The sequence below is a fragment of the Rhodococcus sp. 15-2388-1-1a genome, assembly GCF_002259145.1.
In the GTDB taxonomy this organism is placed as follows: Bacteria; Actinomycetota; Actinomycetes; order Mycobacteriales; family Mycobacteriaceae; genus Rhodococcoides.
Genome location: NZ_NPFP01000001.1, coordinates 128,162 through 153,246, shown reverse-complemented (window position 1 = coordinate 153,246; position 25,085 = coordinate 128,162). Strand labels below are relative to the sequence as shown.

At 65.7% G+C, this 25,085-nt stretch carries 26 protein-coding genes and 1 tRNA gene; 10 read left to right on the top strand and 17 right to left on the bottom strand.

Going from position 1 to position 25,085, the window contains the following annotated elements; genetic code table 11:
• Positions 1–28: 28 nt before the first annotated feature.
• On the bottom strand, positions 29–715 hold the full coding sequence (gene nth, locus CH302_RS00750; RefSeq protein WP_230596184.1) for an endonuclease III: 687 nt from the start codon (positions 713–715) through the stop codon (positions 29–31).
• Positions 716–888: 173 nt separating this feature from the next.
• Between nth and CH302_RS00745 the strand changes: the two genes are divergently transcribed.
• Positions 889–1,158 carry a hypothetical protein gene (locus CH302_RS00745; RefSeq protein ID WP_032395258.1) on the top strand — a complete coding sequence of 90 codons (270 nt, stop codon included), beginning with the start codon at positions 889–891 and terminating at the stop codon, positions 1,156–1,158.
• A 267-nt stretch (positions 1,159–1,425) separates the two neighbouring features.
• Positions 1,426–2,100, top strand: a complete 675-nt coding sequence (locus CH302_RS00740) for a Crp/Fnr family transcriptional regulator (protein ID WP_027494494.1) — start codon at positions 1,426–1,428, stop codon at positions 2,098–2,100.
• Here the strand turns inward: CH302_RS00740 and CH302_RS00735 are convergent.
• Entirely contained in the window at positions 2,097–2,888 is a 792-nt protein-coding gene (locus tag CH302_RS00735) for an MBL fold metallo-hydrolase (RefSeq protein WP_037188897.1), read from the bottom strand. The genes CH302_RS00740 and CH302_RS00735 overlap by 4 nt on opposite strands.
• Positions 2,889–2,946: 58 nt before the next feature.
• Between CH302_RS00735 and CH302_RS00730 the strand changes: the two genes are divergently transcribed.
• Positions 2,947–3,801: a Gfo/Idh/MocA family protein gene (locus CH302_RS00730; protein WP_037187858.1), complete on the top strand. Its 855-nt coding sequence runs from the start codon at positions 2,947–2,949 to the stop codon at positions 3,799–3,801.
• 39 nt (positions 3,802–3,840) lie between these two features.
• Here CH302_RS00730 and CH302_RS00725 read toward each other — a convergent pair whose 3' ends face one another.
• A complete protein-coding gene (locus CH302_RS00725; RefSeq protein WP_037187854.1) occupies positions 3,841–4,299 on the bottom strand; it encodes a RidA family protein in 459 nt (152 codons plus the stop codon).
• Positions 4,300–4,305: 6 nt separating this feature from the next.
• Positions 4,306–4,473, bottom strand: coding sequence for a DUF4177 domain-containing protein (locus tag CH302_RS00720; RefSeq protein WP_094609297.1), 168 nt, complete (start codon positions 4,471–4,473; stop codon positions 4,306–4,308).
• A gap of 57 nt (positions 4,474–4,530) precedes the next feature.
• Between CH302_RS00720 and CH302_RS00715 the strand changes: the two genes are divergently transcribed.
• The 3 genes from CH302_RS00715 to CH302_RS00705 are packed head-to-tail and all read left to right on the top strand — an operon-like array spanning position 4,531 to position 8,075.
• On the top strand, positions 4,531–5,895 hold the full coding sequence (locus CH302_RS00715) for a wax ester/triacylglycerol synthase domain-containing protein (protein WP_052047338.1): 1,365 nt from the start codon (positions 4,531–4,533) through the stop codon (positions 5,893–5,895).
• Between the two features lie 45 nt (positions 5,896–5,940).
• Positions 5,941–6,948, top strand: a complete 1,008-nt coding sequence (locus CH302_RS00710; RefSeq protein WP_037187853.1) for an ArsA family ATPase — start codon at positions 5,941–5,943, stop codon at positions 6,946–6,948.
• Positions 6,945–8,075: an ArsA family ATPase gene (locus CH302_RS00705; protein ID WP_037187851.1), complete on the top strand. Its 1,131-nt coding sequence runs from the start codon at positions 6,945–6,947 to the stop codon at positions 8,073–8,075. The genes CH302_RS00710 and CH302_RS00705 overlap by 4 nt, the downstream gene beginning before the upstream one ends.
• 22 nt (positions 8,076–8,097) lie before the next feature.
• On the opposite strand, the gene CH302_RS00700 is transcribed toward CH302_RS00705, so the two are convergent.
• Entirely contained in the window at positions 8,098–8,421 is a 324-nt protein-coding gene (locus CH302_RS00700) for a WhiB family transcriptional regulator (RefSeq protein ID WP_008712729.1), read from the bottom strand.
• A gap of 293 nt (positions 8,422–8,714) precedes the next feature.
• Between CH302_RS00700 and CH302_RS00695 the strand changes: the two genes are divergently transcribed.
• The gene (locus CH302_RS00695) at positions 8,715–11,063 is read left to right on the top strand and encodes a penicillin-binding protein (protein ID WP_037187849.1); all 2,349 of its coding nucleotides are present in this window, start codon (positions 8,715–8,717) and stop codon (positions 11,061–11,063) included.
• A 66-nt stretch (positions 11,064–11,129) separates the two neighbouring features.
• Here the strand turns inward: CH302_RS00695 and CH302_RS00690 are convergent, their stop codons facing one another.
• A complete protein-coding gene (locus CH302_RS00690; protein WP_037187848.1) occupies positions 11,130–11,594 on the bottom strand; it encodes a GatB/YqeY domain-containing protein in 465 nt (154 codons plus the stop codon).
• Positions 11,595–11,800: 206 nt separating this feature from the next.
• Here CH302_RS00690 and CH302_RS00685 point away from each other — a divergent pair, with 206 nt between their 5' ends.
• The 3 genes from CH302_RS00685 (at position 11,801) to CH302_RS00675 (ending at position 13,372) form a co-directional block, all read left to right on the top strand.
• Positions 11,801–12,739, top strand: coding sequence for a metallophosphoesterase (locus tag CH302_RS00685; protein ID WP_037188893.1), 939 nt, complete (start codon positions 11,801–11,803; stop codon positions 12,737–12,739).
• A gap of 17 nt (positions 12,740–12,756) precedes the next feature.
• A tRNA-Pro gene (locus CH302_RS00680) sits at positions 12,757–12,830 on the top strand.
• A gap of 116 nt (positions 12,831–12,946) precedes the next feature.
• The gene (locus tag CH302_RS00675) at positions 12,947–13,372 is read left to right on the top strand and encodes an SRPBCC family protein (protein WP_037188891.1); all 426 of its coding nucleotides are present in this window, start codon (positions 12,947–12,949) and stop codon (positions 13,370–13,372) included.
• A gap of 63 nt (positions 13,373–13,435) precedes the next feature.
• On the opposite strand, the gene CH302_RS00670 is transcribed toward CH302_RS00675, so the two are convergent.
• The 11 genes from CH302_RS00670 to CH302_RS00620 form a co-directional block, all read right to left on the bottom strand.
• Positions 13,436–14,407, bottom strand: coding sequence for an LLM class F420-dependent oxidoreductase (locus tag CH302_RS00670; protein ID WP_027494506.1), 972 nt, complete (start codon positions 14,405–14,407; stop codon positions 13,436–13,438).
• A 9-nt stretch (positions 14,408–14,416) separates the two neighbouring features.
• Entirely contained in the window at positions 14,417–15,217 is an 801-nt protein-coding gene (locus CH302_RS00665) for an SDR family NAD(P)-dependent oxidoreductase (RefSeq protein ID WP_037187847.1), read from the bottom strand.
• Between the two features lie 29 nt (positions 15,218–15,246).
• Positions 15,247–17,046 carry a glycoside hydrolase family 15 protein gene (locus CH302_RS00660; RefSeq protein ID WP_037187846.1) on the bottom strand — a complete coding sequence of 600 codons (1,800 nt, stop codon included), beginning with the start codon at positions 17,044–17,046 and terminating at the stop codon, positions 15,247–15,249.
• The gene (locus tag CH302_RS00655; RefSeq protein ID WP_371828414.1) at positions 17,043–17,738 is read right to left on the bottom strand and encodes an HAD family hydrolase; all 696 of its coding nucleotides are present in this window, start codon (positions 17,736–17,738) and stop codon (positions 17,043–17,045) included. Before CH302_RS00655 ends, CH302_RS00660 begins: the two co-directional genes overlap by 4 nt.
• Before the next feature lie 75 nt (positions 17,739–17,813).
• Positions 17,814–18,287, bottom strand: coding sequence for a Dps family protein (locus CH302_RS00650; protein WP_037188889.1), 474 nt, complete (start codon positions 18,285–18,287; stop codon positions 17,814–17,816).
• A 144-nt stretch (positions 18,288–18,431) separates the two neighbouring features.
• The gene (locus CH302_RS00645) at positions 18,432–19,964 is read right to left on the bottom strand and encodes a catalase (RefSeq protein ID WP_371828413.1); all 1,533 of its coding nucleotides are present in this window, start codon (positions 19,962–19,964) and stop codon (positions 18,432–18,434) included.
• A gap of 91 nt (positions 19,965–20,055) precedes the next feature.
• Positions 20,056–20,490 carry a Fur family transcriptional regulator gene (locus CH302_RS00640; RefSeq protein WP_037187844.1) on the bottom strand — a complete coding sequence of 145 codons (435 nt, stop codon included), beginning with the start codon at positions 20,488–20,490 and terminating at the stop codon, positions 20,056–20,058.
• Between the two features lie 51 nt (positions 20,491–20,541).
• Positions 20,542–21,177 (bottom strand): acetoacetate decarboxylase family protein, encoded by a 636-nt coding sequence (locus CH302_RS00635; RefSeq protein ID WP_094632300.1) that lies wholly within the window; start codon positions 21,175–21,177, stop codon positions 20,542–20,544.
• Positions 21,177–22,868, bottom strand: coding sequence for a GMC oxidoreductase (locus CH302_RS00630; protein WP_037187842.1), 1,692 nt, complete (start codon positions 22,866–22,868; stop codon positions 21,177–21,179). Before CH302_RS00630 ends, CH302_RS00635 begins: the two co-directional genes overlap by 1 nt.
• Positions 22,865–24,394: a flavin-containing monooxygenase gene (locus CH302_RS00625; protein ID WP_230596152.1), complete on the bottom strand. Its 1,530-nt coding sequence runs from the start codon at positions 24,392–24,394 to the stop codon at positions 22,865–22,867. The genes CH302_RS00630 and CH302_RS00625 overlap by 4 nt, the downstream gene beginning before the upstream one ends.
• Positions 24,391–24,996, bottom strand: coding sequence for a TetR/AcrR family transcriptional regulator (locus tag CH302_RS00620; protein WP_371828412.1), 606 nt, complete (start codon positions 24,994–24,996; stop codon positions 24,391–24,393). Before CH302_RS00620 ends, CH302_RS00625 begins: the two co-directional genes overlap by 4 nt.
• Positions 24,997–25,085 lie beyond the last annotated feature (89 nt).

The following is a 25,085-nucleotide window of genomic DNA, read 5'->3' as shown; positions in this document are numbered from 1 at the left end:
ACGAGAGACCAGCGCAGAGCAGCTTTGTTCACGACACGATTCCGGCGAGGGCGAGGAGGTGATCGGTTTCCGGGCCCTTCACCAACGCAGCCGCGGCGGCGGGATCGGTCGGACCGGTCCCGAAGGAGGGGCAGTCCTTGGCGAGGACGCACACCCCACATGCGGGGGTACGAGCGTGGCAGACGCGTCGGCCGTGAAAGATGACTCGATGCGAGAGCAGCGTCCACTCCTTGCGTTCGATGAGTGCGCCGACGGCGTGCTCGACCTTGACCGGGTCCTCCTCCTCGGTCCACTGCCAGCGTCGTACGAGCCGTCCGAAGTGGGTGTCGACGGTGATCCCCGGAACATCGAAGGCATTGCCGAGAACCACATTGGCCGTCTTGCGGCCGATCCCGGGAAGCGTGACGAGATCCTTCAACGTCTCGGGCACCTCGCCGTCGAAGTTCTCCAGCAATTTCTGCCCGAGTCCGATCAGCGAGTTCGCCTTGTTGCGATAGAAGCCCGTGGTGCGGATGTACTCCTCGAGCTCGACACGGTCGGCCTCGGCGTAGTCGCGGGCTGTGCGGTATTTCACGAACAGTGCGGGAGTGACCATGTTGACGCGCTTGTCGGTGCACTGCGCGGACAGGATTGTCGCAACGGCGAGTTCGAGGGGCGTGGTGAAGTCCAGTTCGCAGTACACATGCGGAAAGGCAGTGTTCAACGTCCGGTTCATCCGCCGAGCTCGGCGGACGAGCCCGAGGTGAGTCTCCTCGCGTTTGCGCACGTCGGGGCGTTTCGGGGCTGTCGAATCCACTCCACAACTGTACGGACAAGAATGCGTAACGTTCCTCGCGGCAGGAGTGGGCTGTGTTTGTATCGAGACCTTTTCGGTGTTAACTGGCCGGTATGCAAGGACTCGCCGTGGTGCTCTTTCCGGTACTACTCATGCTCTTCGCACTCGCGATGGAACGCGTCGAGTTCCGGCTCAGCAAGCTCGGCGTCCGGGAGCAGGAAGTCCAGGAGTTCCTCGATCAGGCGAGCACGTCCGAGGTCGCCACTCTGGCGAACGAGGGCTTCCCACACGCATTGGCCCGATTCAACACCCGCAAGCGCCGCCAGACCCCGCCGCGGACGGTCGACACGCGCGACGGCATGGTCGACCAACGGGCCAGCTGAGCGCACGTTTTGTCCCATTGGTCGTAATTTCGATGAATTTCGGGTGAACGGGAACACACGCCCGAGTCCTCTGGCAACCTGTGGTGGCGTCGATCACTCGGTTTCCACCGACTCGAAGTAGACTCCCCTGAGGTAATTGTTGTGTTTGATCATCGGATCGGCGTCGACGCCTGAACTGCACCGCAGTTCGGTGCATGGCACGAACTGTGTACAAACGCTTTCGGTGGTGCGGGTTGCCGCGTCACCGACATCCCAAAAGGAGCGCAAGTGGACGACGTCCTGGCACGGGCCGGCATCTTCCAAGGAGTCGAGCCCTCAGCGGTTGCGGCACTGACGAAGCAGCTGCAGCCTGTCGATTTCCCCCGGGGACACGTGGTGTTCAACGAGGGTGAGCCCGGAGACCGGCTCTACATCATCGTTTCCGGCAAGATCAAGCTCGGGCGACGCTCCCCCGACGGCCGCGAGAACCTGCTGACGATCATGGGACCGTCGGACATGTTCGGTGAGCTGTCGATCTTCGATCCCGGTCCCCGTACGTCCTCGGCCACCACGGTCACCGAGGTGCGCGCGGTCAGCATGGACCGAGCTGCACTCAAGGACTGGATCGACCAGCGCCCGGAGATCGCCGAGCAGCTGCTGCGCGTACTGGCCCGCCGGTTGCGTCGCACCAACAACAACCTGGCCGACCTCATCTTCACCGACGTTCCCGGACGTGTCGCGAAGGCGCTGCTCCAGCTGGCCCAGCGATTCGGCACCCAGGAAGCGGGCTCGCTGCGCGTCACCCACGACCTGACGCAGGAAGAGATCGCTCAGCTCGTCGGTGCCTCTCGCGAAACCGTCAACAAGGCTCTGGCCGACTTCGCACACCGCGGATGGCTGCGCCTCGAAGGCAAGTCCGTACTGATCTCGGACTCCGAGCGTCTGGCACGCCGAGCTCGCTAGCTCTCCCGGAGGTAGGCCAGCTGCGTTTTGACCGACATCCGCGCAGCCGGCCACAGCTTCTTGTCCACGTCCGAATAGACGTGGCGAACCACCTGCATCGGTTTCGCGTCCTCGCCGAGCTCCGCGAGCGCCGAACGAACCTGATCCAGCCGCTGCCGACGGTGGGCGCGATACGCTCGCGCCACCTCGGCGGTGTCCGGTAGCTCCGGCCCGTGACCGGGAAGCACGCTCTTCCCCGCACCGGCCGCTTCGAGCCGATCCAACGACTGCAGATAATCCGCGAGCGAGCCGTCCTTCGGGTCCAGCACCGTGGTGCCGCGGCCCAGGACGGTATCTCCCGTCAGGATCGCGTCGTCCAGCACGAAACTCACCGAATCCGCAGTGTGACCGGGCGTGTGCAGAACCTCGATCCGAAGCCCCGCCGCCTCGATGATCTCGCCGTCGACCAGGCTCACGCCGTCCCCGTGCAGGAACTTCTCCCCGACCGCGCGCACCGGAGCCGCCGTCTTTCGATGAAAACGCTTCAGCCCACCGGTGTGATCGGCGTGGCGATGGGTCACCAGGGTCAGAACCACCGTGCCCGACGCGGCGACGGCGTCGAGATGGGCCCGGTCCTTCGGCCCCGGATCGACCACGATGCACTCGTCCGACCCCGGTCCCTGCAGAATCCAGGTGTTCGTCCCGTCGAGCGTCATCTTGCCCGGGTTGTCGGCGAGCAGAACCGACGCGGTTGGCGTCACCTGCCGGAGTAGTCCGTACGCGGGATGCTGGGGGTTCGAGACGGCCATGAAAGTACTGTAGGTCGCCTGCTCCGGGAGATGTCCACGAGGACTACCGTCGACACTCATGAAGATCGGACTCGTCGGAGCGGGCCCCTGGGCTCGCAAGACTCAAGCCCCCTCGCTGCTCGCTCATCCGGGCGTCGACTTCACCGGAGTATGGGCACGCAGACCCGAAGCGGCGGCCGAGCTGGGTGCACCGGTATTCGAGTCGTTCGAAGCCCTGCTCGACGCCGTCGACACGGTGGCGTTCGCGGTACCACCGGCCGTGCAAGCCGGATACTCACTGCGCGCGGTGCAGGCAGGCAAACATGTGTTGTTGGACAAGCCGATTGCCGCAACAGTGGCCGAGGCGGAGGAACTGGCCTCGGCGGTGACGGCCGCAGGCGTGCGCTCGATGGTGACGCTGACTCTCCGGTTCGCCCCGGAGACAAGGCAATTCCTCGACGCGGCCGCCGGACGACCGTGGGCGGCGGGCTCGGGAACCTGGTTCTCCGGTGCCGTCCTCGGTGGGGCGTACGCGAACTCGCGGTGGCGACACGACGACGGGGCGATCCTCGACATCGGCCCACACGTGTTCGATCTGCTCGACGCCGCACTGGGAACCATTGCACGCGTTGCCTATTCGCACCGCGAGGTGGCGTCGGACAGTTGGACCGTGGTTCTCGAGCACGAGGGCGGCGCAACGAGCACCGTTCAACTCTCGCTGCGGACGCCGATCATGCCGTCCCTGATGCGCATCGAGCTGAGCGGCACCGACGGCATCGCCACTCTCACCGACCGATCGACCTCGTCGACCGACTGCTTCGCCGTCCTGCTGGACGAATTCCTCGAGTCGGTCGACAAGGGTGTCGATCACGAATGCTCGGTACACCGAGGCCTGCACCTACAGAAAGTGATCAGTGCGGCTGCGCCCCAGTGATCAGTGCGGCTGCGCCCCAGTGACATGTGCGCCTGCGCGTCAGCGCAGTTCGACGATGAGCTCCACTTCCACCGAAGCACCGAGGGGCAGTTCGGCGACACCCACGGCCGAGCGCGCATGCTTGCCCGCATCGCCGAAGATCTCACCGATGACGTTCGACGCCCCGTTGATCACCCCGGGCTGACCGGTGAATCCCGGTGCGGAGGCAACGAAGCCGACCGCCTTGATCACCCGGGCCACCGAATCGATGCCGACGAGCGCGTGCACGGCGGCGAGCGCGTTCAGGGCGCAGATGCGTGCCGCGGCGGTCGCGTCCTCAGCGGTGACGTCGGCACCGACCTTGCCCACGGACGTCAGGTTTCCGTCCACGATCGGCAGCTGGCCGGAGGTGTGGACGAGAGAGCCCACCTGCACCGCCGGGACGTAGGCCGCCAGCGGCGGAACGACATCGGGTAGCTCGATGCCCAGCTCGGACAGTCGTTCGCTCCACTTCGTCACGTGCGCTCAGGCCTTCGGGCGCTTGAAGTACGCGACCAACGTGTCGCCGCCGTTGGGTCCCGCCATGATCGTGACGAGCTCCCAGCCCTCGGAGCCGTAGTTGTCCAGAATCTGCTTGGTGGCGTGAATCAGAACCGGCGCGGTGAAGTACTCCCAGATGATCTTTTCGCTCATGACTGGTGAGCCTATCGTTCGGGTCCGCCGGCGCGGAGCCGGAACTACAGTCGTCGCATGGATCGGCTCGATATCAAGGACGCCATCTACCACTTCGCGCGCGACCGCGGTGATTCTCGAGACCAGTTCTCCCTGACGGCGTTCGACTCGGTCGATCGCGCTGCGCCCTCGTTCGAGGAGATCGTCGCGCACATCGAGGCCCGTGCACCTCTCGTTCCCGGACTGGGACTGCGGCTGAAAGAGGCACCGCTGAATCTGGACTACCCACGATGGGTACCGGACACGTCCCCGCTGTCCGAACGGATGTCCGACCACGATCTCGGCGGTGCGCCCTGGGCCGATTTCGAGACCTTGATGGGCGACCTGCTCCGCACTCGGCTCGACCTCCGAGAACACTCCTGGCACCTGCACGTGGTGCGTGGAATCGGCAGTGCTCCGCTGATGCAGGGTGCCGTCACGGTGGTGATACTGCAGGTCGGGCACGCCCTGACCGATGGGCTCGGCGTATCGAGGATGGTTCGCGCACTGTTCGATCCACAGTCCGCGCCAGGTGCGGCACCGTCGCCGGAGACCACGCCCGATCGGGCGAACCCGGTTCTCGACGTTCTCGACGTTCTCGGCGCGGTGGCCAAGGCACCGGTGGATCTCGTTCGATCACGGTGGGAGGCCCGTCGAGCGATTCGCGCCTACCAGGGGACGCCGCCAGGCCCGCCGTCGGTGCCGGCCACGTCGCTGAACCGGGCCGTGGGGCCGTACCGAGTCGTCCGCATCGTGCCGATGCAGGCGAGAGAGGTCCGCGCGGGTGCCGCGTCGGTGACGGTGTCCGCTCTCTGCGCCGTCGGCTCGTGCCTCGATCGGTATCTCGGCGACGGTCACAGGACACTGTCCGAGACCGGAGGCACCGTCACGGCGTTCGTGCCGATGGTCCTCCCTGGTGACGTGGAATGGCCGGCAGCGAATCGAGCTGTGGTCGGAACGGTCGATCTCCACGTCGGCGAACCCGATGTCGAGAAGCGGGCCGAGCTGATCACTCGGTCGCTCGCAGTCGAACGAGCCCGAGTGACGGCCGCGCCACTGCTTCGAATCGCGCGTGCGGACGAGCGGGTGCCCGCGCCGATCGTCCGATTCGTGCAAGGCCGTCGATTCCGAAAACATGACCGCTCTCCGTCGCGCGTCGGCGCTCAGACAACCGTTGTCAGTGTCGACCGTGGCCGCGCTGAACTCGAGCTGTGCGGTGCCGTGGCGCGTTTCTCGGCGGGATTCGGATTTCTCGAGGACGGCCGGTGTCTCAATCATGGCTTCTTCGGATTCGCCGACATGGTGACGATCGCGATGGTCGCCTGTCCCGACGCAGTTCCGGATCTCGACGCATACACACAGGCGTTGGTCGACCACCTCCGCCGACACGCGGGGCAGAGTTAGAGAGTTCGGTCGGACGCCCGCAGACGACGTCTATATGGTCGGGGTGTGGGTATAGCGAACGAAGAGGGATGGCCGGCGAAGGCAGATGCCGCGCGGCTGCATTTCGTGTCCGGTAAGGGCGGGACCGGCAAGACGACGGTCGCCGCCGCATTGGCGCTTGCGCTCGCGGCAGGCGGTCGACGGGTGTTGCTGGTCGAGGTCGAAGGCCGACAGGGCATCGCCCAGCTCTTCGATGTTCCGCAGCTTCCGCCGCAGGAGACCCGCGTCGCCTCGGCGGACGGCGGCGGCGAGGTCTATGCACTGGCCATCGACATCGAGACCGCCTTCCTCGAATACCTCGAGATGTTCTACAACCTCGGCTTCGCAGGCCGCGCCATGCGCAAGATCGGTGCCATCGAGTTCGCGACGACCATCGCACCCGGTCTGCGCGATGTGCTGCTGACCGGCAAGGTCAAGGAATGTGTGGTGCGGACCGACAAGAAGGGCAACCGCATCTACGACGAGATCGTCGTCGACTCGCCGCCGACCGGCCGCATCGGAAACTTCCTGGACGTCACCAAGGCCATGGCCGACCTGGCCAAGGGCGGACCGGTTCGTTCGCAGAGCGAGGGCGTGGTGCGGTTGCTGCACTCGGCCGACACCGTCGTGCACCTGGTGACTCTGCTCGAGGCTCTGCCGGTCCAGGAGACGGCCGACGCGGTGCGTGAGCTCGAGGCGGCAGATCTGAGACTCGGCACGGTCATCGTCAATCGCACCGAACCGACGTACCTTCCTGCCGGGTCCCTCGAGGCCATCGCCGAGGGCGAGATCGATGCCGTCGCCATCCAGGACGGTCTCGCCAAGACCGGAATCACGCTGTCCGAGGCGGACTTCGCGGGGCTGCTCACCGAATCGATCGAGCACGCGGCGACGCTCTCGGCTCAGGTGGAGAGCGCAACCACGCTCGACGAACTCGACGTCGCGCGGATGTCGTTGCCGATGTTGGCGGACGGTGTCGATCTCGGCGGCTTGTACGAGCTCGCCGCCAAGCTGGCAGAACAGGGTGTCCGATGACTCGACCAGTAGCAACCGAACTCGATGTCGACCGCATTCTCACCGATCCCACCTCGCGGATCGTCGTCGTCTGCGGGGCCGGCGGCGTCGGTAAGACGACCACCGCGGCTGCGATGGCACTGCGCGCTGCCGAGCAGGGCAGGCGCGTGGTGGTGCTGACGATCGATCCGGCCCGACGACTGGCTCAGGCTCTCGGTCTCGGCGATCTCGACAACAGCCCGCAGCCGGTGAAGTTGGGTGCCGGTGCCAAGGGCGAACTGCACGCGATGATGCTGAACATGCGACGGACGTTCGACGAGATGGTCATCGAGCACTCGACGCCGGAGAAGGCCGAGCAGGTACTGGCCAATCCGTTCTATCAGACTGTGGCGTCGTCGTTTTCGGGCACGCAGGAGTACATGGCGATGGAGAAGTTGGGGCAGTTGTCCCTGGACTCGTCGTGGGATCTGATCGTGGTGGACACTCCGCCGTCGCGCAACGCACTGGACTTCCTCGATGCACCGCAGCGACTCGGCTCGTTCCTCGACGGCCGTTTCATCCGGCTGCTCACCGCTCCCGGTCGCGGCATCACTCGCGTGGTCACCAGCGCGATGAGTCTGGCCATGCGCGGCGTCTCCACGGTCATCGGCAGCCAAATGCTCTCCGACGCTTCAGCTTTCGTTCAATCGCTGGATTCGATGTTCGGCGGCTTCCGCGAGCGGGCGACGCGTACCTACCAGTTGTTGCGCGAGGACGGCACCAGCTTCCTGGTAGTCGCTGCCGCAGAACCCGACGCACTGCGCGAGGCGGCGTTCTTCGTGGAGAGATTGTCCGCGGAGAAGATGCCGCTGGCCGGTTTGGTGGTGAACCGAACGCACCCGACGTTGTCGACGGTGCAGGCGGATCACGCCGCGACGGCAGCCGATCTGCTCGATCGAATCGATGACCCCGGCGCGGATCTGACCGCCGCCGTCCTCCGGATCCATGCCCAGCGTGCCGTCACGGCAGCGCGTGAGGTGCGGTTGCTCAAGCGCTTCACCGGTGCGCACCCCCGCGTGCCCATCGTCGGTGTTCCGTCTCTGCCGTTCGAGGTCTCCGACCTCGCCGCGCTGCGGGCAGTGGCCGATCAGCTGACCCGCAAAGCCTGAATCGGCCGTGCCCGGCAGGCGGCTAGATAGCTGCTTGCTGCTGGCGCTGGGTCTCGAAGAACTCGGACCAGGAGTCGACCTCGGGGTGCTGCTTGAGCAGTGCCCTGCGCTGGCGTTCCGTCATGCCGCCCCAGACACCGAACTCGACACGGTTGTCGAGCGCATCCGCACCGCACTGCATCAGCACCGGGCAGTGCCTGCAGATGGTTGCAGCCTTGCGCTGTGCTGCACCCCGGACGAAGAGCTGGTCCGGGTCAGTGCCCTTGCAACGGGCGTGCGACACCCAGGCGATGCGTGCTTCTGCTTCTTCTACATCGAGTCGCGTCGGCGCGGTTGTCGTGTGCATGCGGATACCCCTTTGCGTTGCGGACGTCCTCGCTGGACGTCCCGGAGGCTCGAAGCGGTTTGTACCTCTGTGTCGAAGCACAAATTCTAGGAGCTGCCCCACATTCATTATCAAGTGTTATGCGAATCACACCGTGCTCATAATTTAGGTAAAGCGAGCCCCGAATGCAAGACGGCGGGGTCACATTTCTGGTACGGCCGTCCCGAGCAGGGGCGCAGCACACAGTGCGTGCAGGCCTCTGCCGGTCCGAGCGGCGCCCACGTACGCTGTGCTCTGTGTCAGTTGGAAAAACCGTGGCGAAGCTCGCCGGATGTTCAGCACTCGCCGGTGCATTGCTCGCCGGCGTGATGTTCCCCTTGGCCGGTGGGTTCGGGTACGCCTCCAACCGCGCCGCCGATACCGTCGACAACGTCTCGGCCGAGTTGGTCGAAGGCGCAGTGCCTGCCGTCTCGACGATGACGGACGTCAACGGCAATCCCATCGCCTGGCTGTACGAGCAGCGTCGATTCGAAGTGCCGAGCGACCAGATCTCCAACGAGATGAAGCTCGCCATCGTCTCGATCGAGGACCGCCGCTTCGCCGAGCACCAGGGTGTGGACTGGCAGGGCACGCTCCGAGCGTTCCTGACCAACACCACCAGCGGGCAGGTGGAGCAGGGCGCATCCACCATCGATCAGCAGTACGTGAAGAACTATCAGCTGCTCGTGGTGGCCAAGACCGACGCCGAGCGCCGCGCGGCCATCGAGACGACGCCCGCTCGCAAGATCCGCGAGATCCGGATGGCGTTGACGCTCGACAAGGAACTGACCAAGGACGAGATCCTCACCCGGTACCTCAACCTGGTGCCGTTCGGTAACGCGTCCTTCGGCATCCAGGACGCGGCCCAGACCTACTTCGGCATCGACGCCAGCCAGCTCAGCGCCGTCCAGGCCGCGATGCTCGCGGGCATGGTGCAGTCCAGCTCGGCGCTCAACCCGTACACCAACGAGGAGGGCGTGCTCGAGCGCCGGAACACCGTGCTCGACACGATGATCCAGAACCTCCCCGAACGCGCGTCGGAGCTCGAGGCACTCAAGTCCGAGCCGCTGGGTGTGCTGCCCGTGCCCCAGACCCTGCCCCGCGGCTGCATCGCGGCAGGTGACCGCGGATTCTTCTGCGACTACGCGCTGCAGTACCTCGCCGACGCCGGCATCAGCCAGGAGCAGATCGACAAGGGCGGGTACCTCATCCGTACGACGCTCGACCCCGCGGTGCAGAACTCCACGAAGGCCGCGTTGGTCGAGAACACCAGCCCGACCCTCGACGGCGTCGCCACTGTCATGAACGTCGTCGCACCCGGGCAGGACCAGCACCGAGTTCTCGCGATGGGCAGCAGCCGCACCTACGGCCTCAACGCCGACGACGACGAGACCGTGCAACCGCAACCGCACTCCCTCGTGGGCAACGGAGCGGGATCGATCTTCAAGATCTTCACCACGGCCGCGGCCATGGAGCGCGGACTGGGTACCAGCGCGACGCTGCAGGTTCCTCGTCGCGTCGAGGTCAAGGGCGTCGGCGACGGCGGAGCCAGGAACTGCCCGGCAGCGACCTACTGCGTCGAGAACGCGGGCAACTACCCACCTGCGCTGTCCATCACCGACGCGCTGGCGCAGTCTCCCAACACCGCGTTCGTCAAGCTGATCGAATCGGTCGGCGTCACGCCGACCGTCGACATGGCCGTGCGCCTCGGTCTGCGCTCCTACAACGACCCGGGTTCGTCGGGGACCGAACAGTCCATGGCCGACTTCCAGAAGGACCAGAACCTCGGCTCGTTCACCCTCGGGCCCACCTGGGTCAACCCACTGGAACTGTCCAACGTGGCTGCCACGCTCGCCTCCGGTGGCAAATGGTGCCCGCCCACCCCGATCGACTCGATCTTCGACCGCGACGGCAAGCCCGTTCCGGTCGCGCACCAGGCCTGCGAGCAGGTCGTCGAGCCCGGCTTGGCGAACACCCTTGCGAACGCGATGAGCAAGGACGACCAGGCAGGCGGCACGTCCGCGTCCGCCGCCGGTTCCGCCGGCTGGACCTTGCCGATGTCCGGTAAGACCGGCACCACCGAGTCGAACCGATCCTCGGGCTTCCTCGGGTTCACCAACAACTACGCCGCCGCCGTCTACACCTACGGCGACTCCCCGACGCCGAGCGAGATCTGCTCGTTCCCGCTGCGGCCCTGCAGCTCGGGCAACCTGTACGGCGGTAACGAGCCGGCGCGGACGTGGTTCGACGCCATGACCCCGATTGCCAACAACTTCGGCCCCGTCGCGTTGCCACCCGTCGACCAGAAGTACGTCCGCGGCTCGGCCAACGGCCAGGTTCCCGACGTCACCGGCCAGAGCCAGTCGTCGGCAACCTCGACCCTGCAGGGTGCGGGCTTCCAGGTGACGGTGGCCACCACGGCCGACCAGGCTGCGCGCGGCACCGTGGTGTCGACGTCGCCGTCGGGCTCGGCGGTCCCCGGATCGAACATCACGATCTACGTCAGTGACGGTTCGGTTCGACCTGCTCCGGCTCCGGCACCCGCGCTGCCGAACATCCAGATTCCGGACCTACCGCCGGGCATCCAGATTCCAGCGATCCCCGGGTTGACGGCACCTCGCTAGTGCCTGCGGCAGTGGTGCGGTTGAGTGCCCTGGAGGGGACATGACCGCACCACTGCGCGGAGCGCACTACAGGCGGTCCTTGACTGCCTTCGACAGTCGCGATCCGTCGGCCTTGCCCGCTGCGAGTCCCGACGCGATCTTCATGACCTGACCCATCTGCTTCATCGCCGGTCGCTCACCGAGGTCCTCGGCGACCTGCGCGATCGCGGTGTCGACGATGGTGGCCAGTTCCTCGTCGGTGAGCGGGGTGGGCAGGTATTCATTGATGATCTGCGCTTCGGCATGCTCGTTCGCCGCAAGTTCGCCGCGGCCGTTCTGGGTGTAGATCTCGGCCGATTCGCCGCGCTTCTTCGCTTCCTTGGCAAGCACTTTGAGAACGTCGTCGTCGGTCAGATCGTGGGCCTCCTTGCCGGAGACCTCCTCGGTCTGGATGGCGGCGAGAATCATGCGCAGCGTTGCCAGGCGGAGTTTGTCCTTCGCCTTCATCGCTGCGGTGAGGTCGGTACGGAGGCGAGCCTTGAGTTCGGACATGGCGGAAACGCTACGCGGCGCAGTCGTCGGCTCGCACGTCCATATCCGGTTGCTGCCGTATCGTGGATGAGGTGTCCGCACAATTCAGTCCCTCGTTTCTCAGCACCTCGACGCAGCTGCGCAGTGCCTCCACACAACTTCGCAGTGCCTCCACGCAACTTCGCTCCGCCGCAGAGCAGGCGCGAGATGTCGTCAGAGCGTCACCGCTGAGAAGTTCCGTGATCGGGACGGCCGGAGCCGCAGCGCTGGGCATCGGATACGCCACCCTCATCGAACGGAACGCGTTCACGCTCCGCGAGACGTCGATGGCGGTGCTCGAGCCGGGTTCGGCGACGCTGCGCGTGCTCCACATCAGCGACCTGCACATGATGCCCGGCCAGCGGATGAAACAGAACTGGCTGCGTGAACTGGACCGCCTCGACCCCGATCTGGTCGTCAACACCGGGGACAATCTCTCGCATCAGCGCGCCGTTCCGAGCGTCGTGCAGGCGCTGGGACCACTGCTGGCCCGCCCTGGCCTGTTCGTGTTCGGTAGCAACGACTACTTCGCGCCCAAGCCGAAGAACCCGTTCAAGTACTTCGACAAGAACCACAAGCGCACGACGGGCGAGTCGCTGCCGTGGCGCGATCTGCGGGCCGCGTTCTCCGAACGGGGCTGGCTCGACGTGACGCACGTGCGTCGCGAACTCGAGGTGGCCGGGGTGCGGATCGCGTCGGCAGGCGTCGACGATCCCCACCTGAAGCGCGATCGATACGACACCATCGCCGGCCAGCCGAATCCGTTGGCCGACCTGCGCCTGGGCATCACGCATTCGCCGGAGCCGCGCGTCCTGGACAAGTTCGCCCAGGACGGTTACGACCTCGTCCTCGCCGGTCACACGCACGGTGGGCAGCTGTGCCTGCCGTTCTACGGCGCTCTGGTGACGAACTGCGAGATCGACCGTTCACGGGTCAAGGGTCCGTCCAAGTGGGGCGCACACACCCAGCTGCACGTCTCCGCGGGCATCGGAACGTCGCCGTACGCGCCTGCACGGTTCTGCTGCCGGCCCGAGGCAACTCTGATCACGCTGACTCCAGCCCCGAGAATGGGTCCGAAAAACGTCTCCGACGAGGGCGTTTCGCGTTCCGAGGCAGTCGTGAGTTAGACTTCTCCAGCGGTACACGGGGTGTGGCGCAGCTTGGTAGCGCGCTTCGTTCGGGACGAAGAGGTCGTGGGTTCGAATCCCGCCACCCCGACAGTTGGACCACGAAGAGGGACCCACTCGATTCGATCGAGTGGGTCCCTTTTTTGCGCGGTGGACGGCTACTGTGAGTCGACTCTGTCGACCCCCAGCGAACGGATCTCACGACCCATGCCGACACCGACCCGCGTCCACGTCACCCACCGGTTCGTCTCTCCCCCCGAGGTCGTGTTCGCGGCACTGTCCGAGCACGAGAACCTCGGCCCGCTGTTCCTGGCGAAGATCGGCCGCGTGCGCGACGGCGACACATCGCGCAACGGCGTCGGCTCCACCCGCAGCCTCAAACTCGGGCCGCTGCCCGCGTTCGAGGAAACCACGATCACGTCCGAGCCCAATTCGCTGATCGAGTACCGCATCACCAAGGGCGGCCCGCTACGCGGCCACTGGGGCGTGCAGAAGTTCACCCCCACCCCCGAGGGCGGCACCGAACTCGACTACACGATCGGATTCGACGCACCCGTCCCCGGATTCGCAGCGATCGTCGGCAAGGCACTGACGTCGAGCATCTCGAAGAATCTGTCGTCTCTCGCACCGTAGGACCACCGCACGACGACGAAACCCGATCGATGTCATCGATCGGGGTCTCGTAGCAGTCGGGGGTCAGCTGGACGCAGCGCGCAGTTTCTCCAACAGCGGGCCTGCAGCCTCGGCGAGGAACCGCTCCTGGGTTTCGTCGCCCACCTGTACGAGGGCGATGTCGGTGTAACCGGCCTCCCAGTACGGCTTCACGGCCTCGACGATCGCGTCGAGGTCCGGTCCGCACGGGATCGTGTCGGCCACATCCTCTTTCCGCACGAACTTGGTCGCTCCGGCGAAGCCGGCCGTCGTCGGCAGATCGGCGTTGACGGCCCAGCCGCCGGCGAACCAACGGAAGCGATCGTGCGCGCGATCGATGGCCGCGTCCTTGTCCGGATCCCAGGAGATGGGGATCTGGCCGATGGACCGCGCCGGGCCCTCGTGGTTGTCCGACCATGCCTTGACGAGATCGGCGTCCGGCTCGGTGGCGATGAGGTGATCGCCGTACTCCGCGAACCGAGCGACGGCCTTCTCGCCGCCGGCGGCGATACCGATCGGCACACCGCCCTCGGGCAGATCCCAGATCCGCGCGGAGTCGACGCGAAAGTGCTTGCCCTCGTAAGTGACCAAGCCACCGGCGTGCAGTGCCCTGATGATCTCGAGCGCCTCGACGAACATGTCCTGCCGCTTGTCGATGGACGGCCAGCCTTCGCCCACGACGTGCTCATTGAGGTTCTCCCCGCTGCCGAGGCCGAGGGTGAAGCGTCCGTCGGCCAGAATCTGCAGCGTGGCGGCCTTCTGCGCGACGACGGCCGGGTGGTACCGGATGATCGGGCACGTCACGTACGTCATCAACTCGACGCGTTCGGTGGCCTGAGCTACCGCACCCAGCGTCGTCCATGCGTAGGGCGAGTGACCCATCGACGAGAGCCACGGCGAGTAGTGGTCACTGCTGACCTCGAAGTCGAAGCCGACCTTCTCGGCTCCGACGGCGTACTTCACCAGCTCCTTCGGGCCGCTCTGCTCGGTCATCAACGTGTATCCGAAATTGGTCATGCTGTTCTCCTAAATTGTTGCGACGGAACCGGCGTCGACTCGGTAGTTGGATCCGTTGACGAAGGACGCGCGATCCGAACACAGGAACGTGATCACCGAGGCCACTTCCTCGGGTTCGCCTCGGCGTCCGAGCTCCATGTACGGACGCTCCTCGTCGAGGAAGCTCTCGATGGCACCGTCGCGGTCGGTGCCCTTCTCCTCGGCGCGCTTGTCCATCATCGCGTCGGTCATCGGGGTATGGATGAACGCGGGAGAGACCGCATTGACCAGCAATCCCTCCGACGCATAACTGCGCGAAAGCCCCTTGGCGAGAGCCAGAACGCCCGCTTTGGCCGAGCAGTAAGGCAATTCGTCGTCGTACGGCTGCACCGCGTCCTCGGAGGTCAGCAACACGATGCGTCCCCAGCCGCCGCGTCGGAGTGCAGGCAGAAATGCCCGCAGCAGCCGAACCGGTCCCATCAGGTCGATGTCGAGGGTGGAACGCCACCCTTCCTCGTCGATTTCGTGGAACAGGCCCTGGGCACCCGTCACCCCCGAGGACTGGACGAGAATGTCGATGTCGCCCACGGCCTGCTGCGTGCGTGCGGCCAGATTCTCGACGGCCTCGGTGTCGGTCACGTCCGCAGCGAATGCGAACAATTGCCCCTCCGGTGCTGCGAGTTGCGCTGCAGCCTCGTCGAGGGAGCTCTGATCCTTGTCGCTGATGACGACCCGAACCCCCTCGGCCAACAGCATTTTCGCGGTGTGCCAGCCGATGCCGGAGTCTGCCCCGGTCACCAGCGCGGTTCTACCGTCGATTCCCAGATCCATACGATCCCACTTTGCGCTAGAGGTTCATGTCAGGCTGTGGCGTCGTGCGAGCGCGCGATGGTCAGCGCCGCATTCACCAGGGCCAGGTGGCTCAAGCCCTGCGGGAAGTTACCCAGAAACGATCCATCCGAAGCATCGATCATTTCGCTGTACAGCCCGACGTCGTTGGACAGCTCCACCAACTGGTCCATCAAGGCCGTGGCTTCGTCGTCTCGGCCTACGCAGGACAGCGCCGACACCCGCCAGAACGCGCAGGCCACGAAGGTCACCTCTTCCTTCGATACCCCGCTGTAGCGGTACATCAGCGGTCCGGCACCGAGTTCTTCGCCGAGCGCATCGATCGTGGACGAAAGACGTTCTCCACGATCGAAATCCATCTCGGCGGCCAACAGCACGGATGCGTCGAGCCCGTCGGCACCCGGGTACGCGAGGTAGGCCTGCCGCTCGTCCGACCAACACTCGGTTTCGATGTAGTGCCGGATGCGTTCCTTCTCGGCCTTCCATCGATCCGGTATGCCCGGGATCTCCCCCGCCTCGGCGAGGTGCACCGCGCAGTCGAGCGCCTGCCAACAGCCCAGTTTGGAGCTGGTGTAGTGCTGTTCGTCCTCGAGCTCCCAGATGCCGGCGTCCTTGCGCTGCCACGAATCACAGGCCTCGTCGGCGATGGTGGCCAACAGTCGACCGGTCTGCGCGTCCAGGATGTTCCCGGCGTCGACGTACTGCCGGATGATCGAGAACAGGTCGCCGAAGATCATCAACTGCAGCTGATCCGCCGCAGCGTTGCCGTTGACCACCGGCCCGATGCCTCGCCAGCCGGGAACGTCGGGTTGCTCGGTGCCACCGGGCAATTCACCGCCGAGGGTGTAGAAGACGTTGACCAACGGGTCGTTGGCACGGATCACCTTCAGCAACCACGCCACCGCAGCATGGATTTCCTCACGAAGGCCGAACCGTTGCAACGCACGGATGGTGTACGCGGCGTCGCGCACCCACGCGTAGCGGTAGTCCCAGTTCTTGCCACCGGTCCGGTTCTCGGGCAGCGAGGTCGTCGCGGCGGCGGCAATGGCACCGGACGGGCTGTGCAGCAACAGTTTCAGCGCCAGCGCGCTGCGAGCCACATGCTCCGCCCACGGACCCTCGTACGAGAACTCGTCGGACCAGACGCGCCAGTTGTCGATGGTCCGGTCGATACCCTCGTCGAGGTGTTGCGGATCGGGCAACGGCAGCGGCTCGTTCTCCGTCCCCACGACGCCCAGCACGTGCCGCGAGCCCGGTTGCGTGGAGACCACCCCACCGATGTCGCGGTCCGCCACGCGCACGTTCTCGATGCCCAGAGTCCGCACCGCCAAGGTCAATCCGTCGACCCGCAGAACGGTGCCGTGCTCGGTGTCGTACGCCCACGGCGACGCGATGCCGAGCATCGTGCCCGGTGCCACGGACCATGACAACTCGACGGTGCCGTCGAGCCCCTCGACGCGGCGGGCCAACTCCACCCACGGAAGACGCCCGGCGACCCCGGTGTTCAACGAGTCGGTGATCCGAACGGATCCGGTGTCGGTGCGGAACGTAGTACTCAGAACGTTTGTCCCGGGGACGAATTCACGCCGGACGGTGAACTCTGCCAGCGGCATCAGTTCGATGTATCCACCGTTCCCGGCGTCCAGCAACGCCGCGAACGGCGGCGGCGAGTCCAGGTTGGGCACCGGAAACCAGTCGATCCGGCCGTCGTCGGCGATCATCGCCACAGTTCGGCCGTCGCCGATGGCTCCGTAACTCTCGATGGGGACGTAACCGTCGACCCTGGGGCACGGCTTACGGAACTCGTTCAAGCACTTGCCTTTCCATCAAAGATCGGGCTGGTCTCGACGTGTTCCAGCAGATCCGCCGGGTCGTCGAACACCGCTGCCGCGCCGGCGTCGAGCAACTCACCACGCGAGATACCGCCACTGCGTACACCGATGGCGCGTACGCCCGCGCGACCGGCGGACTCGATATCCCAGACACTGTCGCCGACCATGACGGCGTCGTCGGCACCGACGCCGGACCGTTCGAGCGCAACCGCGATGATGTCGGGCTCCGGCTTGGCGACCTCGGCATCCTCGCCGCTCGTCACCACCGCGACGGAATCCTCGACGTCGAGCAGGTCGCGCAACGTCGACAGCTCGCTTTCGGGAGCCGAGGTGGCCAGCACCACGGTGACTCCACGAGAGTTCAACTCCGCCAACAATTCACGGGCACCCGGGAGCACTTCGAGATCCGCCGAAGCGGCCGCGTAGTACTCGCCGTGCAGCTTCTTCGCCTCGCCGGCCAGCGCGCTGTCCGACGATCCTACGAGCGTCTCTAGCAACTTGGAGCCGTCCATCCCGATGCAGCGGTGAATGCGCCAGGAAGGCACTTCGCGGCCGGCATCACGGAAGGCCCGCGACCAGGCGTCGACGTGCACGTAATTGGAATCGACGAGGGTGCCGTCGATGTCGAGCAGAACTGCGTCGACTTTCGGCTCGGTAACAGGCATGAACATCGGATACCCGGGGGTGGTGCAGGCAAACAACAGGCCCCCCGCTGCGTGCGAGGGGCCTGTCGGAGCGAAGAAAGGTCAGCTGGCCTGGGCCTGCCACATCCAGTGCAACTGCTCGAGCCGAGCTGTGATGCCGATGAGCAGGTCCTGCGTCACCGGATCGGCTTCGCCGGTGTCGGCGATGCGTCCGCGAAGACGCTCGACGACCGCAGCGAGGTTGTCGACGACGGCAGGCACGACCTCGCTGTCCTGAGTCCATCCGGCACCGAAGCCCTTGGTGCCTGCCGTCGAGGAGACGGTGGCTGCGCGGCCGTCGGGGCTGACCCCGATAGCGGTGGCGCGCTCGGCTGCCTGATCGGTGAATTCACGTGCGGCCGTGACCAACTCGTCGAGCTCGAGGTGCACCGACCGGAAGTTCTTGCCGATCACGTTCCAGTGCGCCTGCTTGGCGATGAGCGAGAGGTCGATGAGATCGACCACGGTTCCCTGAAGCGCATCGCCGGCGATCTTCTGCTGACCTGCGTCGAGGGTGCTGGTGATGGGGTTCGTCATGATGTGGCCTCCCTGCCGTTGGACGACGGTATGCATCGCACACCATTATTGTTCTTTCGTCTGTACTACACAACGGCATGTGGCCACGCGTTGTTCCGGATCGACGCCATCATCGCTGTGACGCCGATCCCAGGATCGATCGGATCAGACCTTCGCGGCCTCGTCGGAAGGATCGTCGATCGCGCCTGCACCCGTGGTCGGTGCGGTCTCGTCCTGCTGTGACCGAACACCTTCCTCGACCTTCTTGCCGAGCTCTGCATCGACGTTGGTCCAGTACTCGAACACCCGGCTCAGGACGGGCTCGCTGACGCCGTTGAGCACGTGTCCGACGATGTTCCCGACGAGACGCTCGCGCTGCGCGTCGTCCATGACCTCGCGGACCAGGGCTCCTGCTTGTACGAAGTCACCGTCCTCGGGGTGCTCGATGTATCCGGTGCGCACGAAACGGGGCTCGAAGTCCCACGCGCCGTCGTCGCCGTACTTGTTCGTGTCCGCCGACGGGCCGCCGAACGAGTTCGGCGCGTAGACGGGCGTCTCCGGGGAGTTGAACGAGTACCGCATGTTGCCGTCCTTGGAGTACGAGTTGACCTCGGACTTCGGGGCGTTGACCGGCAGCTGCGCGTAGTTCGCTCCGATGCGGTACCGGTGCGCGTCGGCGTAGGAGAAGACGCGTCCGAGCAGCATCTTGTCGGGGCTGAAGCCGATGCCGGGCACGGTGTTGGACGGCTCGAACGAGCTCTGCTCGATCTGCGCGAAGAAGTTCTCCGGGTTGCGGTTCAAGGTCATCTTGCCGACCTCGATCAACGGGTAGTCCTTCTGCGACCAGACCTTGGTGAGGTCGAACGGGTTGTACTTGTAATTCTCGGCCTCGTCGTACGGCATGAGCTGGACCTTCAGCGTCCAGCTGGGGAAGTCACCGTTCTTGATGGATCCGAAGAGGTCCTGACGGTGGTGGTCGGGAGACGTACCGGCGACCTCGTCCGCCTTGTCCTGCGTCAGGAAGTCGATACCCTGGTCGGTCTTGAAGTGGAACTTGACCCAGGTCTTCGTGCCGTCCTCGGCGATGAGCTGGTAGGTGTGCGAACCGAAGCCGTCCATGTGGCGGAACGACTTGGGGATACCGCGGTCACCCATGAGCCACGTCACCTGGTGTGCCGACTCGGGCGAGAGGGTCCAGAAGTCCCACTGCATGTTGTTGTCGCGCAGACCGGAGTCGGGCATGCGCTTCTGGCTGCGGATGAAGTCCTGGAACTTGATCGGGTCCTTGACGAAGAAGATCGGCGTGTTGTTGCCGACGAGGTCCCAGTTGCCTTCCTCGGTGTAGAACTTCAGCGAGAAGCCACGCGGGTCACGCCAGGTGTCGGGGCTGCCCTGCTCGCCCGCGACGGTGGAGAAGCGCGCCAGCATCTCGGTCTTGGCGCCGGGCTGCAACGCCTTCGCCTTGGTGTACTTGCTGATGTCCCCGGTGATCTCGAGTTCACCGAACGCGCCTGCGCCCTTGGCGTGCACGACGCGCTCCGGGACCCGCTCACGGTTGAACTGCGCCATCTTCTCGATGAGGTAGTGGTCGTGCAGAAGAATCGGTCCCTGCGTTCCGGCGGTCAGCGACTGATCGTCACTGGGGACGGGGATTCCCGAGTTGCTGGTGGTCGGTTTGTTGGTGATCGGCTTGGTCATACGAAGCCTCCTGAAGGGCTGAATCGAATCCGAAGAGGGCTGCTCTTCGAAAGATCTGTGAAACCGAGCGGCCGTACGCTGGACCGCAGTGTCAGACGGAATGCCTCGTGCAGTCGCCGCACAAACCCCAGAAGACGATCTCGGCTTCGTCGACGACAAATCCATGGGTGTTCTCGGGGACGAGACACGGCGGAGCCCCGACGACACAGTCGACGTCGACTACGCCGTGGCACTCTCGGCACACGAGGTGATGGTGGTTGTCCGCCGTCCTGCTCTCGTACAGCGCGGCCGAACCGGCAGGTTCGATGCGACGTAGCAGACCTGCGTCGACGCAGGCCCTGAGCACGTCGTAGACGGCTTGAGTCGACACCGAACCACCGTCCGCACGGACGGCGGCAGCGATGTCGTCGGCGTCCGAATGCGGTCGGGCTGTGACCGCATTCAGGACTGCAACTCGGGGTCCGGTGACGCGCAGACCGGCCGAGCGCAACTGCGCTGCGGGGTCGACGCGTTCGGTGAGCTGCATGCACTCCAGTATGCCCCTAATCTGGACTAAGTCAAGAAAAGCGGCCTGCGGCTACCCGACCAGGCGCGCTTCACCCGTCCGCATCGACCCCGACACGATCTGCAACCCGAAATACGTGCCCGACGGCATCCAGCGACTGAGCGTCGGGCCTTTCGCGTCCACCTCGACGCGGGCCACCCTGGCTCTGCCCTTCAGACTTGCGGTGGCGATGGCCGAGCCGCCGGACACCGGCTGCGCGAAACCGAGGGAGCCGAGCATCGGGAACTGCGGTCCCACGGCGCGGGACGTCGTCCGCACCGACCATTCGTCGCCACTCGCCCCGGCCTCGCCCAGCACGTCGCCCTCGAATTCGGCCAGCACCTTGGGCAGGTGCCAGTTGGTCCGGCCGCCGTGCACCGACGTCGCGGAATCGACGGCGATGAACGGTACCGCCATCCGAGGAACGCGTCCGACGTCCCGGCGCAGCGCCGGGCTCGCCAGGATCTCGCGGTACGGACCGACCGGCGACGTGGTGTAGTCGACGACCATGCACATCGTGATCGGCAGCGTCTTGGCACCGCTCGGTGCGAAATCCGACGACCGGGCCCGATGCCACCAGATCGTGGCGCGTACGTTCGCCGGCCACGGCGCTGCCGGACTGACCGGCCAGTCGGTGCGCTCGGTTTCGGATTCGGTGACACTCCACATCAGGAATCCCTCCCCACGACGGTCAGGGGGAGCCGCAGGGCACCCGGGGCCGACACCGGCACAACCGGATGCACGGGCTGAGTGGGTGTGATCTCCTGATACTCCGTGCCCACCGTAGGTCGTCGATCGGGCTCACCTTTGTTGGGCCACAACGCCATTGCGCGCTCGGCCTGGGCCGTGATCGTCAGGGACGGATTGACGCCGAGGTTGGCGCTGACGGCAGAACCGTCGAGCACGTGCAGTCCCTCGTAGCCGTAGACCCGCTGGTACCCGTCGATCACGCCGGTCTGCGGCGAGTCGCCGATGGCGCAGCCACCGAGGAAGTGCGCGGTCATCGGAATGTTGACGATCTCGGCGATCGATCCGCCCGGGTCACCGCCGATCTTGTCCGCGAGCAGGCGAATGGCCTCGTGCCCCTGCGGAATCCACTGCGGTGGTGGATCACCTGCGCCGGGCCTGCTGGTGAGGCGGCGCCCGAACGGTCCCTTCTTCGATCCGAGCTCGAGCGAGTTGTCGTCGGTCTGCATCACCAGCGCGATGACGGTTCGCTCCGACCAACGATGCACCGACAGGCTCCGTACCGCAGCGCCGGGGTGACGCAGCGCGACACCGAGAGTCTTGAGTACGCGCGGCATCTTGCCGCCGCCGTCGCTGAGCACGGTCTGCAGCAGGCCGATGGCGTTGCTGCCCTTGCCGTATCGCACCGGCTCGATGTGCGTGTGATCGTCCGGATGGAACGACGACGTGATCGCCACGCCCTCGTGGTAGTCGACCTCACGGCCGCGGGCGGTCGCCGCGAGCACGGCCTCGGAGTTGGTGCGCACGAGCGAACCGATCCGCTCCGAGAGGCGCGGCAGCGAGCCCTTCTCCTTGGCCGCCAGCATCAGCTTCTGGGTGCCGTAGGTGCCGGCCGAGAAGATCACCTGATCCGCGGTGATCGTCTTCTCCTTGCGACGCAGCTTTCCACCGGTCCGACGCGTCACCACGTCGTAGCCACCGCCGTTCGGGCGCACGTCCACGACTGTGGTCAACGGAAGAACATGTGCGCCTGCGTGTTCGGCGAGGTACAGGTAGTTCTTGACGAGTGTGTTCTTCGCACCGACGCGGCAGCCGGTCATGCACGCTCCGCATTCGGTGCAGCCGGTGCGCTCGGGCCCGGCACCGCCGAAGAACGGGTCGGGTGCAGTCTTGCCGCGATCGCCGAAGTAGACGCCCACCGGGGTCGAGGTGAACGTGTCCCCCACACCCATGTCCTCGGCCACTTCTTTCATCACCTTGTCCGAGGCGGTGATGGTCGGGTTGGTCTCGACGCCGAGCATCCGGCGGGCCTGGTCGTAGTACGGATTCAGCTCGCGCTGCCAATCGGTGATCGAACCCCACTGCGGGTCCTCGAAGAACTTGGCCGGGGGTTGGTACAGCGTGTTCGCGTAGTTCAGCGAACCTCCGCCAACGCCGGCTCCCGCCATCACCAGCACATCGGGCAGCAGGTGAATACGCTGCACCCCATAGCAACCCAGCGCCGGAGCCCACAGGTACTTGCGCAGACGCCAGCTGGTCTTCGGCAGCTCGTCGTCCTCGAATCGGCGGCCGGACTCGAGAACCGCCACCCGGTAGCCCTTCTCGACTGCCCGCAACGCGGCGACACTGCCGCCGAAACCGGAGCCGATGATCAATACGTCGTAGTCGCTCATGCGGATACCACCTCGTTGTCTGAGTCGAGAGCGTCGGAGACGAGCCGATAGTTCGACACGTCGAACTCGCGCGTCTTGTTGCGGAACCGGAATGTGTAGGTGGGCCACATCGTGGAGTTGCGACCGTTGGAGTCGAGGTACCAGCTCGAGCAGCCGCCGGCATTCCAGACGGTGCCGTCGAGCGCGGAATCGACCCACGAATTGTGCCGCCGCTGAGCGGATTCGTTGACCTCGACGGCCGCAATCCGGCGATCCTTCATTTCGTTCAGCGCGGAGACCACGTAGTTGGCCTGCGACTCGAGCATGTACACGATCGAGCTGTGCCCGAGGTTGGTGTTGGGGCCGTACATCAGGAACAGGTTCGGGAAGCCGGCGACGGTGGTCCCGAGATGCGCCTGCGGACTACCGCCCCAGTGTTCCGCCAGCGTCCGACCGTCGTTGCCGCGCAACAGATGCGACACCGGCGGCTCGGTGGGGGTGAACCCCGTCGCGAAGATGATGGTGTCCACCTCGTGGTTGCGGCCCGAGGCGTCGACGACGCCGTTCTCGGTCACCGACGTCAGCCCCGACGTCACGAGATCGACGTCCGGCCGGTCGAGCGTGGGCAGCCAATCGTTGGACAGCAGAAGCCTCTTGCAGCCGGGTGCGTAGTCGGGAGTCAGGGCCGCACGTGTCACGGGGTTCTTGACCTGACGCTTCAGATTCGACTTCGCGAACACCTTCACGGCGGGCAGCAGCCACGGGTTGTCCGCCAACACGGTCACGTAGGCCTCGCGGTAGCCGTAGATGACACCACGAACCGCTCGGTGCGCCAACGGGATTCGCTCGTAGAGTGTGCGCTCGAGCCGGCCGATGGTGCGGTCGAGGCGCGGAATCACCCATGCGGGGGTGCGCTGGAAGACGGTGAGCCGCTCGGCGCGGTCGACGATCTCGGGGACGAACTGCACCGCCGACGCCCCGGTGCCGATGACGGCAACCCGCTCACCGGTCAGGTCGTGCTCGTGATTCCAGGTGGCCGAATGGAACACGGTGCCGGTGAACGTGTCGATGCCGGGGACGTCCGGGATCTTCGGAGTGGACAGCGCCCCGGTGGCGGCGACCAACACCCTGGCGCTCGCGGACCCCTGTGATGTCTGCACCGACCACCGCTTGCTCCCCTCGTCCCAGGTCGCGGACTGCAGTTCACAGTTCGTGACGATGCGATCGTTCAGATTCAGGCGATCCACCACCGAACGCAGGTAGTCGAACAGCTCCGGCTGGCGCGCGAAGGTATGACTCCACTTGGGGCTCGGTGCGAACGAGAACGAGTACAGCGAGGTCGGCACGTCGCACGCGCACCCCGGGTAGGTGTTGTCACGCCACGTGCCACCGACGTCGGAGGCGCGTTCGATCACCGTCACGTCGGCGCTCGGATCGTCGGCGAGGATCTTCGACACCGCGGCCAGGCCCGCGAAACCGGCTCCGACCACCAGTACATCGAGCTGTTCGGGCAGTGTTGCGTTGTGTGCGGGCAGCGTTGCGTTCACGAATCCATCACCTTTTCGGACCAGACGGGAAGGAGCCGCCCGCGCAGTTGCGCGTCGGCTTCGGGAGTACGGAACAGCGCCGAGACAGCCAGTCCGCGGGCGAGTTCGACACTGAGCTCGATGGACTCGGGGGACATCCGGCTACCCATGACGATCTGGGCGCCGCCCTGAATGGCCTCGGCGACGCGTCGCTCCAGCGGGATCATCGCCTCGTGCAGCGCCGGGTCGGTACGGGCCGCCACCCAGAGCTCGAGCGCGGCGTGGAACAGGGGGCCGGAGAACGCGTCGGCGAGGATCTCGGGCCCTCGCTCGGGGTCCGGTTCGGCTTCGAGGATCTCCGAGAGACGCCGATCGACGAGGTGCTCGACGGCCGCGATCAGCAGGGATTCCTTGGTCGGGAAGTGGTGCAGCTGCGCGCCCCGCGAGACACCGGCGCGCCGGGCGATCTCCTGGGTGCTGGTCTTGGCGAAGCCGAGTTCGACCAGGCAATCGATCGCGGCGTCGAGCAGCTTCGCCCGAGTGCCCGCGGTGCGTTCGGCCTGCGTCCGGCGCTCGGTTGGAGCTGCATCGTCGAGCCCTGTGTCGGTAGTCACACTTTGCACAGTAGCGCGAAAACAACAAACAGTCCAGCCTGACTTTAAGTTCGTTCACCTCTTCGTTTGCGCTGGCGATCTGCCGCCAGGACGGCCGA

Excerpts from the sequence above, each read along its gene's own strand:
- nth (WP_230596184.1), bottom strand. The coding sequence starts at position 715 with ATGAACCGGACGTTGAACACTGCCTTTCCGCATGTGTACTGCGAACTG.
- CH302_RS00745 (WP_032395258.1), top strand. The coding sequence starts at position 889 with ATGCAAGGACTCGCCGTGGTGCTCTTTCCGGTACTACTCATGCTCTTC.
- CH302_RS00735 (WP_037188897.1), bottom strand. The coding sequence starts at position 2,888 with ATGGCCGTCTCGAACCCCCAGCATCCCGCGTACGGACTACTCCGGCAG.
- CH302_RS00730 (WP_037187858.1), top strand. The coding sequence starts at position 2,947 with ATGAAGATCGGACTCGTCGGAGCGGGCCCCTGGGCTCGCAAGACTCAA.
- CH302_RS00720 (WP_094609297.1), bottom strand. The coding sequence starts at position 4,473 with ATGAGCGAAAAGATCATCTGGGAGTACTTCACCGCGCCGGTTCTGATT.
- CH302_RS00715 (WP_052047338.1), top strand. The coding sequence starts at position 4,531 with ATGGATCGGCTCGATATCAAGGACGCCATCTACCACTTCGCGCGCGAC.
- CH302_RS00705 (WP_037187851.1), top strand. The coding sequence starts at position 6,945 with ATGACTCGACCAGTAGCAACCGAACTCGATGTCGACCGCATTCTCACC.
- CH302_RS00700 (WP_008712729.1), bottom strand. The coding sequence starts at position 8,421 with ATGCACACGACAACCGCGCCGACGCGACTCGATGTAGAAGAAGCAGAA.
- CH302_RS00690 (WP_037187848.1), bottom strand. The coding sequence starts at position 11,594 with ATGTCCGAACTCAAGGCTCGCCTCCGTACCGACCTCACCGCAGCGATG.
- CH302_RS00675 (WP_037188891.1), top strand. The coding sequence starts at position 12,947 with ATGCCGACACCGACCCGCGTCCACGTCACCCACCGGTTCGTCTCTCCC.
- CH302_RS00670 (WP_027494506.1), bottom strand. The coding sequence starts at position 14,407 with ATGACCAATTTCGGATACACGTTGATGACCGAGCAGAGCGGCCCGAAG.
- CH302_RS00665 (WP_037187847.1), bottom strand. The coding sequence starts at position 15,217 with ATGGATCTGGGAATCGACGGTAGAACCGCGCTGGTGACCGGGGCAGAC.
- CH302_RS00655 (WP_371828414.1), bottom strand. The coding sequence starts at position 17,738 with ATGTTCATGCCTGTTACCGAGCCGAAAGTCGACGCAGTTCTGCTCGAC.
- CH302_RS00650 (WP_037188889.1), bottom strand. The coding sequence starts at position 18,287 with ATGACGAACCCCATCACCAGCACCCTCGACGCAGGTCAGCAGAAGATC.
- CH302_RS00645 (WP_371828413.1), bottom strand. The coding sequence starts at position 19,964 with ATGACCAAGCCGATCACCAACAAACCGACCACCAGCAACTCGGGAATC.
- CH302_RS00640 (WP_037187844.1), bottom strand. The coding sequence starts at position 20,490 with ATGCAGCTCACCGAACGCGTCGACCCCGCAGCGCAGTTGCGCTCGGCC.
- CH302_RS00635 (WP_094632300.1), bottom strand. The coding sequence starts at position 21,177 with ATGTGGAGTGTCACCGAATCCGAAACCGAGCGCACCGACTGGCCGGTC.
- CH302_RS00630 (WP_037187842.1), bottom strand. The coding sequence starts at position 22,868 with ATGAGCGACTACGACGTATTGATCATCGGCTCCGGTTTCGGCGGCAGT.